Source organism: Flavonifractor porci (genome assembly GCF_037572415.1).
GTDB classification, from domain to species: Bacteria; Bacillota; Clostridia; order Oscillospirales; family Oscillospiraceae; genus Flavonifractor; species Flavonifractor porci.
The window spans coordinates 53,900-65,635 of sequence record NZ_JBBHLB010000005.1 but is presented as its reverse complement, the minus strand read 5'-3'; the positions used below and the strand labels follow the sequence as shown (position 1 = coordinate 65,635).

The following is an 11,736-nucleotide window of genomic DNA, read 5'->3' as shown; positions in this document are numbered from 1 at the left end:
TGTCTTCTGCGGCACGTGAGTTTGTCCCCAATCCTGTAAACGAGGTACACAGCGTGATACGTCTGATCGATATTCAAAAGTCCTATGATAATGGGACCAAGGCCCTGAAAGGGGTCAATTTGCGCATTGATGACGGAGAATTCGTCTTTCTGGTGGGGCCCTCCGGTTCGGGCAAATCCACCATTCTGAAGCTGATCACCGCTGAGATCGCCCCCACCGGCGGGCGTCTCATGGTCAACGGCTACAATCTGAACAACATTACCCCCCGGCAGGTGCCTTATATGCGACGCACGCTGGGCGTTATTTTCCAGGATTTCCGCCTGATCGATAAGAAAACCGTAAAGGAGAACCTGGTTTTTGCCATGCAGGCGGTGGGAGCCTCTTCCCGGGAGATCCGCAAGCGGGTGGCCTATGTGCTGGATCTGGTGGGACTGCTGGAGAAGGGAGATCAGCGCCCCGATCAGCTCTCCGGCGGTGAGCAGCAGCGTGTGGCCATCGCACGAGCACTGGTGAACAATCCCCAGATGATCATTGCCGATGAGCCAACCGGCAATCTGGACCCCATGCGCTCTCTAGAGATCATGATGCTGTTGGAGCGTATCAACGAATTGGGCACTACGGTACTGGTGGTCACCCACGAGCGAGAACTGGTCAACCGCTTCTCCAAGCGGGTGGTGGCCATTGAGAACGGCAGGATCATCAGCGACGAGACAGGCGGGTATTACAACAATGAGACAACGATATAACTTTGGCTATCTGTTTTCCGAGGGGTTCCACAGCATTTTCACCCACGGATTCATGTCCTTTGCAGCAGTGTGCATGATCGTATGCTGTCTGCTCATCATGGGCTCTTTTTCTCTGGTAGCGGTGAACGCCCAGCACAATTTCTCCGACCTGGAGCAGGAGAACCAGTTTACCGCATATATCGACGAGACCCTTTCCCAGGAGGATGCCCGGGCCCTCCAGGATGACATTGAGGCAGTGCCCAATGTGGCGCGGGCCGAGTTTGTCACCAAGGAGCAAGCCCAAACTGATTTTGAGGCAGATTATGAGGGGAACCCCCTCTTTGAGGGTCTGCCCTCCAGCGTGTACCGGGACCGGTTCCACATCTATCTGGAGGATATCAGCAAGCTGGCCGAGACCGAGACGGCGGTAAAGCAGGTGGCGGGTGTGGCTTCCACCAAGTCTGCCCCTGAGATCGCCGAGGGCTTTACCGTGATCCGCAATATTGCAGGTGGTGTGGCCCTGATTCTGGTGGCCATCCTGCTGCTGGTGAGTCTGTTCATCATCTCCAACACCATTAAGCTGGCCACCTTCAACCGGCGGGAGGAGATCGCAATCATGAAGATGTGCGGCGCTACCAATGCCTTTGTGCGCTGGCCCTTTGTCTTTGAGGGTATGATCCTGGGCGTTACCGGCGCGGTGGTGGGATTCTTCCTCCAGTGGGGCGTATATACCCTGGTCAGCCGTGCCGTCGGCGGTACGGATACCATTGACCTGGTGAAGGTGTTGTCGTTCCAGCCCATGGCTCTGTGGGTGCTGGGAGCGTTCCTGGTCACCGGCCTGCTCATTGGCGTGGTGGGTTCCATACTGGCCATCCGCAAGTTCCTGCAGGTGTGATCGGCCTGCGTCATCCGGAATAAGGAGACCCTATGAGACGGAAACATCCCAGACTTCAGCTTTTATGCGGAGTGCTGGCCCTGGCGTTATGTACATCGGCGGCCACCCAGGCGGGAGCTGTGACCCAGAGCGAGATCGACGCCCTGAAAAAAGAGCAGCAGGAGAGTCAGGCCAAGCAGGAGGCGCTGAAAGACCAGCTGTCCGATATCAGAGAGGACCAGGCCGCCGCTCAGCAGAAGAGAAAGATCCTGACCCAGCAGTTGGACGCCATCAATGCTGAGATTGCCAGCATTAATGCTCAGATCTCCTACTACGACGAAGAGATCGCTCAGAAGGAAGCGGAGCGGGAAGAGGCGGAGGCCCGGGAGGCGGAGCAGTATGACTTGTTTTGCCGGCGGGTACGAATGATGGAGGAGCAGGGGACCGTGTCCTACTGGTCCATCCTCTTTAACGCTGACAGCTTTTCCGATCTGCTGGACCGCATCGCTGACGTGTACTCGGTGATGGCCTATGACAACCAGGTCATGGATCAGCTCATTGCCACCCGTCAGGAGCTGGAGCGGGTCCAGGGCGAACTGGAAAGTGCCCGGGCGGAGGAGCAGGCAGCCAAAGAACAGCAGGAGGCCAAAAAGGCGGAGCAGCAGGCCAAGGTGGCGGAGGCCCAGAAGCTGCTGGATCAGATCAACGCGGATGCAGCGGAGGTCAACCGGCAGCTGGAGGCGGAGGATGCCGCCGCCGCCAGCATTCAGGCTGAGATCACCCGGAAGCAGAAGCAGCTGGAAGAGGAGCGTAAGCAGCAGAACGTGACGTTGCCTCCCACTGGCTCGGGATATCAGTGGCCCCTGCCGAGCCGCTGCCTGACGATTACCTCTGCCTTCGGTTACCGCATCCATCCCATCAGCGGCCAGGCCCATAGCCACACCGGCATTGATGTGTCGGCGGCAGGCGGCACTCCAATTTACGCTACCAAGGGCGGTCAGGTCATCTTGTCGGAGTACGGCTCCGGCGCCAACTGGTCCTACGGCAACTTTGTGGTCATTGACCACGGAGATGGCACCACCAGCCTGTATGCCCATATGAGCTCCCGGGCAGTGAGCGAGGGCCAGCTGGTAAACCAGGGCCAGACCATCGGCTATGTGGGGAATACAGGAAATTCCAAGGGCAACCACCTGCACCTGGAAGTGCGGGTAGGGGGCCGGCGGGTGGACCCGGAGGGGTGTTTCCCCGGTCTGTCCAATTCCTTTATTCGGGCCTATAATTGGTAAAGCACAGGTTTATGGTACAGACAGATAAGGAGAAGAATCGTGGCAAAAAGCGGTAAGAAAACCAATCAGAAAAGCGGCGGCAAAAAGATAGAGCCCCGGCGCGTGGTCGTAGGCGCTTTGGCCGCGGTCATGGCACTGCTGATGCTGCTGCCCATGATCAGCATGATCATCAGCAGCGCAGGTGCTGTGACCCAGAGCGAGATTGACGCCCTGAAAAAGGAGCAGCAGGAGAGCCAGGCCAAGCAGGAGGCACTGAAAGATCAGCTGGCCGAGGCTGAGGCAGATCAGGCTGCTGCGCAGCAGAAGCGCCAGCTCTTGACCCAGCAGCTTAACGCCATCAACGCCGAAATTGCCAACATCGACGCTCAGATCTCTTATTATGATGGAGAGATCGCCCAGAAGGAAGCGGAGCGGAAAGAAGCGGAGGCACGGGAGGCGGAACAGTATGACCTGTTTTGTCAGCGGGTACGAATGATGGAGGAGCAGGGGACCGTGTCCTACTGGTCCATCCTCTTCAACGCAGAGAGTTTCTCCGACTTGCTGGATCGGATCGCTGATGTGGACGCCGTCATGGCGTACGACAATGAGGTCATGGACCAGTTGATTGCGACCCGAGAGGAACTGGAGCGGGTCCAGGGCGAACTGGAAAGCGCCCGGGCGGAAGAACAGGCTGCCAAGGAGCAGCAGGAGGCAAAGAAGTCCGAGCAGCAGGCCAAGATAGCTGAGGCCCAGAAGCTGCTGGATCAGATCAACGCCGACGTGGCGGAGGTCAACCGTCAGCTGGATGAGGAGAGCGCGGCGGCTTCTGAGATTCAGGCTGAAATTGCCCGGAAACAGAAGCAGCTGGAGGAGGAGCGCAAGCAGAACAATATTGTGATTTCCTCAGAGTCGGGTTATCTGTGGCCTTTGCCTGGATATTATCGCCTCAGCTCTCTGTTTGGCTACCGTATTCATCCGATTACCGGTAAGGCCCACAGCCATACCGGCATTGATATCCCGGCGGCGGGCGGTACCTCCATTCTGGCGGCCAAAAGCGGCCAGGTTGTCACCTCCGCATACCACTATTCCTACGGCAACTATGTGGTGATTGACCACGGAAACGGAAACTCCACCCTGTACGCCCATATGAGTTCCCGTGCCGTCAGCGAAGGACAGATGGTGTCCCAGGGACAGGTCATCGGTTATGTGGGAACCACCGGCAGTTCCACCGGAAACCACCTCCACTTTGAGGTGCGGGACAACTATACCCGTGTGGACCCGGAGAATAAGTATCCCAATCTGAGCCTTACCCATCCCTGGTGAGAGAAGTACATATAACCAATGACAAGGGCGGAGGGAGCATCCCTCTGCCCTTGCCGTTTCATTTCGCTGGAAAGGAATTGATCTCACGTGCGTAAAAAACGCTTTTCCATCCTCCATCTTGTCATACTGCTGCCAGTCGCTATGGCAGTAACAGCATGCATTCTGCTGGCTGTTCTCTATGGATTGGTCGGCAGGGGGGGCTTGTCTCTGTTGGAAGGCCTCTATCTGGTGAACAACCGATTTGTGGGGGAGTACGATGAGACTCAGGTGGTGGACTCCGCCCTGAGCGGTATGGTGGACGGCCTGGGGGACCGGTGGAGCTACTACCTTACAGAGGAGGAGTATGCCGCTCAAAACCAGCGCCGTACCAATCGGTATGTGGGTATCGGCGTTACGGTGAATTATGAGTCGGAAGACGGTTTGACCATTGTAGAGGCGACTGCCGGAGGGCCCGCCGAGGCTGCCGGCCTCCAGAGCGGCGAAGTGATTACCGCGGTGGATGGCTTCTCGCTGACCGGAGAGGCCCGCTATGAAGGTGCTGAGCGCATCCAGGGCGAGGAAGGGACCACCGTTACCCTGGAGATCCGTGGAACCGACGGAGAGAGCCGCACGGTGGAGGTGACCCGGGCCAGCCTGGACAGCGATCCGGTACGGGCTCAGATGCTGGAGGGCAATGTGGGCTATGTGGCCCTGGCCAATTTCTACGACCACAGCGCCGACCGGCTGTCAGAAGAAGTCACCCGGCTCCAGGAAGAGGGCGCCCAGGCGCTGGTGTTTGATATGCGCAACAACGGCGGCGGTTACCTCAGCGAGCTGACCGAAATGCTGGACTTCCTGCTGCCTGAGGGGCCCATCTTCATCAGCAGGGACCGGGCGGGCAACGAGGAGGTCACCCAGTCGGACGCCGCCTGCGTGGATCTGCCCATGGCCGTGCTGGTCAATGCCAATACCTATTCTGCCGCTGAGTTCTTTGCCGCTGAACTGCAGGAGCAGGGGGTGGCTGTCATTGTGGGCGAGCCTACCAGCGGCAAGGGCTATTCCCAGCAGACCTTTGCCCTGCCTCACGGCGGCGCTGTGGCCATCTCCACGGGGGCCTATTTTACCGGTAATGGTACGTCGCTGATCGGGACGGGTTTGACGCTGGATCGGGAAGTCTATCTCACCGATGAGGGAGATGCCCAGCTGGAGGCGGCGCTTGACCTGCTGGAACAACCATAACAGGAAACGGGCCTGCCGCAACGTCGTGTTGCGGCAGGCCCGTTTTAAAATTGCGCTTAAGTGTGATCTTTGTCCCGCAGGTCCCGGAAGAGCAGAGAGATACACCAGATAGCCGCCAGACCAACCAGGGTAAAGATCACGCGGCTGAAGGTGCTGGACTGTCCTCCAAAGAGAAAACCTACCAGGTCAAACTGAAAAATGCCGATGCTGCCCCAGTTGAGTCCGCCGATGATGGCAAGGACCAGGGCGATCTTGTCCAGGAACATAGGATATGCTGCCTCCTCCAAATTGAGATACCGCTGTTAGCATATCCTGTTTTGTGTGCAATATTCAAAAAATTTCAACGCCGTCTTTTAACTGCCCAAGAGCTTGCCCAACCAGCTGCGCTTCAGTTCCACCGCCTTGTGGGGGCACAGCTCATGACAGCAGTAGCAGCGGATACAGGCGCGAGGGTGGATCTTGGCAGTGCCGTTGGGAGCGGTCATGGTGATGGCCTTGCCAGGGCAGGCATTTTTGCAGATGGCGCATCCCACACATATCTGGGTGCGGACTTTGGGGGCCTGGGAGAGCAGACTTTTGCACAGCCGCCCTGCGGCGCCGGTGAGGGGACCCAGGAACTCCATCAGGTTGCTTCGTACGTTGGCGGGAAATTTATAGTCCGGGATGCGCAGATCATCCAGACGGGCGCCGATCAGCTCCACGTCCTCCCAACGGGTGGGAGACAGCCCCCGGGCCTCCGCTGCCAGCAAAACCGGGTTGCTGTTTCGGGGCAGACCCATGATCTCTCCGGCGATCACATCCAGGGCCAGCGGATTGTCAGAGAGCAGCAGCAATCCGACTTGTCTTGGAGTGCCGGACGCACCAGGACCCTCCCCCTCCATGGCCAGGACGGCGTCCATAACGCTGAGGCGAGGCTTCATAAAGCCAATGAGATCCAGCAGTACCTGGGCAAACTGGGCCTGATCCGGGTGGGAGCCGTGAAAGCCCACCTTGGTCAGGCCGGGAATGAGGCCAAAGCTATTTTTTACTGCGCCAGTCATACCCATAAAGACATGGGTTTTCATCTTGCACAAATCGAAGATGCCGTCGCAGTCCAGGGCGGGGGAGATGATTTCGGCCTGTCGAAGTACCTTTCCCTCCGGCAGCTCCACCAAACGGGCGGAGGGGTCCATGCAGACCTCCCCACCAGACTCCTGAGCGGCCTGGGCCGCGCCGGTCTTTTCATACAGATTGCGGAGTACCGATTCCTTTTGAAGCGCGCCGCCGGGACTGTCGGCGATGACGGCAGTGCCCCCCGCCTCCTGGACCAGCTTGGCAATGGCGCCAATCACCGCCGGATGAGTACACACCGCCGCCTCCGGCGGGGCGGGACGGAGCAGATTGGCCTTTAGCAGGATGCGCTCCCCCGGCTGGACAAACCGGGACATTCCGCCCATTCGATCCACCGTCTTCCGAAGGAAAGTCTCCGCTTTGGCGTAATCGGTGCAGGAGACGACGTAAACCTGGTTTCCCATCACGCCAGAGACTTGGGGCCGAAGCCGTGGGGCAACAGCTCATGGAGGGAGAGGCGGACGAAGTCTCGGTCGGAGCGGCCCACCAGCACCGTTAGATTGGGAGCAAATTCGTAGAGCATCTGACGGCAGGCGCCGCAGGGCCAGCAATAGTCGGCGGAGTTGCCCACTACAGCCAGCCGGACGAAATCATCCCGGTGGCCTTCGCTCACGGCCTTAACCAGAGCGGTGCGCTCGGCACAGATCGTGGAGCCGTAGGCGGCGTTTTCCACATTACAGCCTGTGAATACCGTTCCGTCGGCGCACAGCAGGGCAGCGCCCACAGGGAAATGGGAGTAGGGGACATAGGAGCGTTCCAGCATGGTAAAAGCCAGATCCACCAGTTCCCGATCGGTCATAGCAATCCCTCCTGACAAATAAAAAGGTGGTAAAATGAGATTGGGCTCTCATTTTACCACCTTTTTTCAGGCGTGACAACTCCCATTCAATCCTTTCCGTGAAAGGGGACCCGGTGGACCAGCAGAATGGAGACTCCGCCGGTGACCGCTCCAGTGACCAGGGAGCACAGCAGCAGGGGGGGCAGATAAACCATAGGAGCGGAAGTGCCCAGCACTGCCATAGCGGCCAGGATCTGTCCGGTGTTGTGGGCGGCGGCGCCGGCGATGGACACGCCGAACAGGGACAGGCCGGGCAGGCGCAGCAGCAGGGCCATGATACCAAGGGCCAGCAGGCCGCCGGTGAGAGAGAAGGCCAGTGCCATCAGGTTGCCTCCCAGCAGGGAACCCAGCAGGCAGCGGGCAACGAGGATCAGCAGGGATTCCCGGCCGGACAGGCAACACAAAGCGTATACGGTGACCAGATTTGCCAAACCCAGACGCAGGCCGGGGAGGGGAAACAGGATAGTCAGCGGTACTAAACCCTCAGCTACAGAGAGCGCCAGCGCCAGTGCGGTAAGCACTGCCGAGCGGGTGAGCCGCCGGAGGGAAACGGACACAGGCAGGACTCCTTCCAGGAAAAAATAAACACAAGTGGGGAACTTTTCAGCCTGTTACCGCGTCGAAAGGTTCAGGCTCTGTACCGGACAGGGAGATGATCAGACGGTCGGGCAGGCAGATGATCTGCTGTCCAGGACGGCTGATCCAGCCGGTGCGGACACAGTCCTGACTGGGACAGTCGCTGTGCTCGATACAGATGCGGCCCTGCTCTGCCCGGATGGTCAGGGGATAAGCGCCATCCTCCACATCCAGTGTAACAGGCTGGGAAAGCTGGTCCAGGCGATATTGGACCACCGTCTCTCCATCCAAAGTGACAACAGCGATGATGGCGCTGCCCTCTGTGGGGCGCAGAAAAAAGACCAGAAATACCGCAAAAGCGACTGTGATCAGCGCCACCAAACCGTCCCACAGGGTGGGACGGCGGCGATCAGCGGCGGGCGATCTCATAGGTATACCCCCGATCCTCGCCGGCAGGGCGGTAGCCCTCCTCCAACCCTTCGGTGACGATCACTCTGTTGTCCTGGGTACAGAGAACAAGTTCAAAATCATCCCGGCTTCGCCAAAAGTCCAATGCCTGTTCCGGCCCAGCCACAAAGAGGGTGGTGGAGAGGGCATCGGCCAGCATATGATCAGGAGAGACCACTGTCACAGATAAGAGGCCGCTGTCAGCGGGATAGCCGTTTTTGGGATCAATGATATGGTGATAGATCTGGCCGTTTTCCTCAAAATAGCGCTCATATCCGCCGGAGGTGGAGGCAGTCTGGTCTGCGAGAGAGAGAACGCATAGGGCTTCCGCGGTGCTCTTGGGGTCTTTGACCGCCACTTGCCAGGCTGAGCCATCCAGCTTGCTGCCGATGGCGGTGACATTTCCGCCCAGATCCAGCAGAGCGGAGGTGACGCCATGCTCTCGCAGTACGGCGTCCGCCTGGCCCGCAGCAAAGCCCTTGGCTACCGCACCCAGATCTACTTCCATACCGGCCTGCCCCAGCCGGGCCGAGGAGGCGTTCTCAATGATCAGTCCATCACTGTTCACCAGAGCCATGGCGGCGGCCAGGGTATCAGCCGAAGGGACGTGCTGCTCCTCCTTGGTAAAGCCCCAGGCGTCCATCACAGGAGCAATGGTGATGTCAAAACAGCCGGGCAGCAGATGGGAGACTGACTTGGAAAAGAACAGCAGATCCGCTACCTCAAGGTCCAGAGGGAGCAGGGTCCCGTCGCCCGCATGGCTGTTCAAAAGGGAGATCTGGCTGTTTGGATCGGTACGGGAGAGCAGCTTGTCCAGACGTTCGATCTCCTGCCGGGCAGCCTGGATGGCATCCTCGCCATTGTCGTTATATACGCGGATGGACATGACGGTATCCATGGAAAAGAACTGGACCTGAGCGGGGTCCGTAGTGGCAGAGGGGGCGGTACAGCCAGCCAGGAAAAGCAGACAGCAAAGGAAAGGAAGGAAACGCTTCATGATGAACTCCATTCTGTATGGTGCGGCCCTGCAAGAGACCGATGGCGCCGCGGATTCGGAATTTTGCAGATACTATTTTAACATAGTTTTTAACGATTGAAAAGAGAAAAGGGATTCTTGACTTGCAATGTGCGGCAGATTCTGATAAACTATATGGGATTGATAATTCCGGGTTGTTCGAGTCGTCCGCCGAACACTTTACCACAGGAGATGGATACATGAATAAGAAAGAACAACAGAAAGCCCAGCGCGCACGGGAAGAAGACATTATCCTGACCAAGGTCCTCTGGTGGATTCTGGGCGCTGTGGTGCTGGAGGCTCTGCTTCTTCTGCTGAACAAGGTGTATGTAAACTTTCCCTCTGAACAGGTCTACATTGCAGTAGCCCTTCAGGGTATGTTTAATGTACTGGCGATTGTGCTGCCGATCTGCTTTGTGGTTTTGTTGATTTGGACTCTGGTGTTCTGGCGTGCGGGTCGCTCTCTTTGTTTGCCTGGGGTTCTGACCGGAATTTCTCTGGTGTTGGCCGTATGTGCGGTGGTCATCCATTACTTCTATGATAAGGGCATCAATTTCCTGTACATCGCGGTGCCCGCGGTAGCCGTGCTGGCGCTGATCTACTATCTCTATCAGCGGGAGTTTTTCTTTGCTGCGGTACTCGGTGCTTTGGGCCTGCTGGGCGTTAAGGTTGCCTCTCAGACCAGCGGTAATCCTCTGGTCGGGTATGGCTATCTGACGGTGCTGGCAGTGATCGTCGTTGTTGCCGCCGTGTGCTTCCGGCTGCTTCAGTCCCATAAGGGCCAGTGGAACTTCAAGGGTACAGTTCAGGAGATTCTACCCAAAACCACCAACTATGCCATGCTTTATGTGACTTGCGCTCTGGTGGCCGTTGTGGTAATCGCGGCGCTGGTCTTGGGAGCGCTGGCCCTGCTGTATGGTGTGTTAGTGGCTTGGATGCTGATCCTGGCGGTTTACTACACCGTGCGCCTTATGTGAATACATCCAAAAACCCGGTTCGGCTTTTGCCGAACCGGGTTTTCTTTTACAGAAGAGCCAGACCGTTGATCACCAGCTTAAACTGAAGTCCCAGGCGTTCCGCTGCCCGGCGGCACAGGAGCATCCGCTCCAGGAAGATTTCAAAATAGTCCATAACGGCGCAGAATGCCGTATTGATGGTCAGGGTCAAGGTGATGGTACCGGCATCCTTGTCCAACGAAAGATCAGAGCGTTCGGCGGCATAGTTGACCCGATCGTGGATGTCAAAGCTCTGGTGCTCCTTGTTGCGGACACGGCTGCGGCGCACGTCGGTCTTGTCGGCCAGGATCAAAGCGGCAGCCACGGGGTTAACCGGAAAGGCGGTAGAGTCGTCATGATGGCCAATGGCGGTAATCACGGCAGCTATATCCGCAGGTTCCATTCCCATGTTATCCAAAATGCGAAAAGCCATTACCGCACCGGTTTGAGCATGATCATGACGATTGACAACGTTGCCGATATCGTGCATAAAACCGGCAATGCGGGCCAGTTCCTGCTGGTGGGCATCATAACCAAGCTGTACCAGGATATCAGCAGCTACCTCAGCGCAGCGGGTCACATGGGCAAAGCTATGCTCGGTAAAACCCAATGCCGACAGAGAATGGTCGGCCTGTGTGATATAGATGCGGACCTCCTCTGATTGGCGTACCATCTGATAACTGATTTTCATATCGGGATGTTCCTCCTCTGCAGGATAACCTGTGCTTTCATCATAACCAGAGAAGGACTCTTTTGCAACGTCAAGAAAAATTTTTCTGCACTATGTAAAAAAGCGTTGACAAATAGGGAAGGGCATGATATTATATTCTGGCTGACGTACTTAACAACAGTCAGCGCCCATGCGGGTGTAGTTCAATGGTAGAATCCCAGCCTTCCAAGCTGGTCGCGTGGGTTCGATTCCCATCACCCGCTCCATACGCGCCTGTAGCTCAGGTGGATAGAGCAACTGCCTTCTAAGCAGTGGGTCAGGGGTTCGAGTCCCTTCAGGCGTGCCATTTTCCTGTTTGGTTCTCCTATGGTGGATGTAGTTCAGTTGGTAGAGCATCGGATTGTGGTTCCGAGTGTCGCGGGTTCGAGTCCCGTCATCCACCCCATAACTCATGGCGGAAGGGCCGGAGCGTCCGCTCCGGCCCCTTTGCTATTGACCAGCCATGTTGGGGTGTAGCCAAGTGGTAAGGCACGGGACTTTGACTCCCGCATTCGCTGGTTCGAGCCCAGCCATCCCAGCCATATGACTCGTTAGCTCAGTCGGCAGAGCAACTGCCTTTTAAGCAGTGGGTCCGGGGTTCGAATCCCCGACGGGTCACCAAGTAAACAAGCAAAAAAGCC

The 11,736-nt window shown here is 57.5% G+C and carries 13 protein-coding genes and 5 tRNA genes; 11 read left to right on the top strand and 7 right to left on the bottom strand.

Features of this window, described 5'->3' with window-relative positions; translation table 11 throughout:
* The first annotated feature begins 53 nt into the window (after window positions 1-53).
* From ftsE to WHJ28_RS05990, 5 genes are all read left to right on the top strand, one after another.
* The gene (ftsE, locus tag WHJ28_RS06010; RefSeq protein ID WP_087187751.1) at window positions 54-746 is read left to right on the top strand and encodes a cell division ATP-binding protein FtsE; all 693 of its coding nucleotides are present in this window, start codon (window positions 54-56) and stop codon (window positions 744-746) included.
* On the top strand, window positions 730-1,620 hold the full coding sequence (gene ftsX, locus WHJ28_RS06005; protein WP_340040611.1) for a permease-like cell division protein FtsX: 891 nt from the start codon (window positions 730-732) through the stop codon (window positions 1,618-1,620). The genes ftsE and ftsX overlap by 17 nt, the downstream gene beginning before the upstream one ends.
* A 32-nt stretch (window positions 1,621-1,652) precedes the next feature.
* On the top strand, window positions 1,653-2,885 hold the full coding sequence (locus tag WHJ28_RS06000; RefSeq protein ID WP_340040609.1) for a murein hydrolase activator EnvC family protein: 1,233 nt from the start codon (window positions 1,653-1,655) through the stop codon (window positions 2,883-2,885).
* A 39-nt stretch (window positions 2,886-2,924) separates the two neighbouring features.
* Window positions 2,925-4,187 (top strand): murein hydrolase activator EnvC family protein, encoded by a 1,263-nt coding sequence (locus WHJ28_RS05995; RefSeq protein WP_340040607.1) that lies wholly within the window; start codon window positions 2,925-2,927, stop codon window positions 4,185-4,187.
* A 201-nt stretch (window positions 4,188-4,388) separates the two neighbouring features.
* Window positions 4,389-5,405: a S41 family peptidase gene (locus tag WHJ28_RS05990; protein WP_340040605.1), complete on the top strand. Its 1,017-nt coding sequence runs from the start codon at window positions 4,389-4,391 to the stop codon at window positions 5,403-5,405.
* A 56-nt stretch (window positions 5,406-5,461) separates the two neighbouring features.
* Here the strand turns inward: WHJ28_RS05990 and WHJ28_RS05985 are convergent, their stop codons facing one another.
* The 6 genes from WHJ28_RS05985 to WHJ28_RS05960 form a co-directional block, all read right to left on the bottom strand.
* Complete coding sequence (locus WHJ28_RS05985) at window positions 5,462-5,671, bottom strand: DUF378 domain-containing protein (RefSeq protein WP_087187755.1); 210 nt, start codon at window positions 5,669-5,671, stop codon at window positions 5,462-5,464.
* 87 nt (window positions 5,672-5,758) lie between these two features.
* Window positions 5,759-6,919, bottom strand: coding sequence for a DUF362 domain-containing protein (locus tag WHJ28_RS05980; protein WP_340040601.1), 1,161 nt, complete (start codon window positions 6,917-6,919; stop codon window positions 5,759-5,761).
* Window positions 6,919-7,314 (bottom strand): cytidine deaminase, encoded by a 396-nt coding sequence (gene cdd / locus WHJ28_RS05975; RefSeq protein ID WP_340040599.1) that lies wholly within the window; start codon window positions 7,312-7,314, stop codon window positions 6,919-6,921. Before cdd ends, WHJ28_RS05980 begins: the two co-directional genes overlap by 1 nt.
* Window positions 7,315-7,400: 86 nt before the next feature.
* Window positions 7,401-7,910, bottom strand: a complete 510-nt coding sequence (locus WHJ28_RS05970; protein ID WP_340040597.1) for a Gx transporter family protein — start codon at window positions 7,908-7,910, stop codon at window positions 7,401-7,403.
* Window positions 7,911-7,956: 46 nt separating this feature from the next.
* Complete coding sequence (locus tag WHJ28_RS05965) at window positions 7,957-8,358, bottom strand: NusG domain II-containing protein (RefSeq protein ID WP_340040595.1); 402 nt, start codon at window positions 8,356-8,358, stop codon at window positions 7,957-7,959.
* On the bottom strand, window positions 8,339-9,373 hold the full coding sequence (locus WHJ28_RS05960; RefSeq protein ID WP_340040593.1) for an FAD:protein FMN transferase: 1,035 nt from the start codon (window positions 9,371-9,373) through the stop codon (window positions 8,339-8,341). Before WHJ28_RS05960 ends, WHJ28_RS05965 begins: the two co-directional genes overlap by 20 nt.
* Window positions 9,374-9,591: 218 nt before the next feature.
* Between WHJ28_RS05960 and WHJ28_RS05955 the strand changes: the two genes are divergently transcribed.
* Entirely contained in the window at window positions 9,592-10,368 is a 777-nt protein-coding gene (locus WHJ28_RS05955) for a hypothetical protein (RefSeq protein WP_340040591.1), read from the top strand.
* Window positions 10,369-10,414: 46 nt separating this feature from the next.
* On the opposite strand, the gene WHJ28_RS05950 is transcribed toward WHJ28_RS05955, so the two are convergent.
* On the bottom strand, window positions 10,415-11,077 hold the full coding sequence (locus WHJ28_RS05950) for an HD domain-containing protein (protein ID WP_340040589.1): 663 nt from the start codon (window positions 11,075-11,077) through the stop codon (window positions 10,415-10,417).
* 171 nt (window positions 11,078-11,248) lie between these two features.
* Between WHJ28_RS05950 and WHJ28_RS05945 the strand changes: the two genes are divergently transcribed.
* The 5 genes from WHJ28_RS05945 to WHJ28_RS05925 all read left to right on the top strand — a co-directional run bounded on the left by WHJ28_RS05945 (window position 11,249) and on the right by WHJ28_RS05925 (window position 11,716).
* Window positions 11,249-11,322, top strand: a tRNA-Gly gene (locus tag WHJ28_RS05945).
* Window positions 11,323-11,325: 3 nt separating this feature from the next.
* A tRNA-Arg gene (locus WHJ28_RS05940) sits at window positions 11,326-11,402 on the top strand.
* Between the two features lie 23 nt (window positions 11,403-11,425).
* Window positions 11,426-11,501 (top strand) — tRNA-His (locus tag WHJ28_RS05935).
* A 61-nt stretch (window positions 11,502-11,562) separates the two neighbouring features.
* Window positions 11,563-11,637, top strand: a tRNA-Gln gene (locus tag WHJ28_RS05930).
* A gap of 3 nt (window positions 11,638-11,640) precedes the next feature.
* Window positions 11,641-11,716 (top strand) — tRNA-Lys (locus WHJ28_RS05925).
* Window positions 11,717-11,736 lie beyond the last annotated feature (20 nt).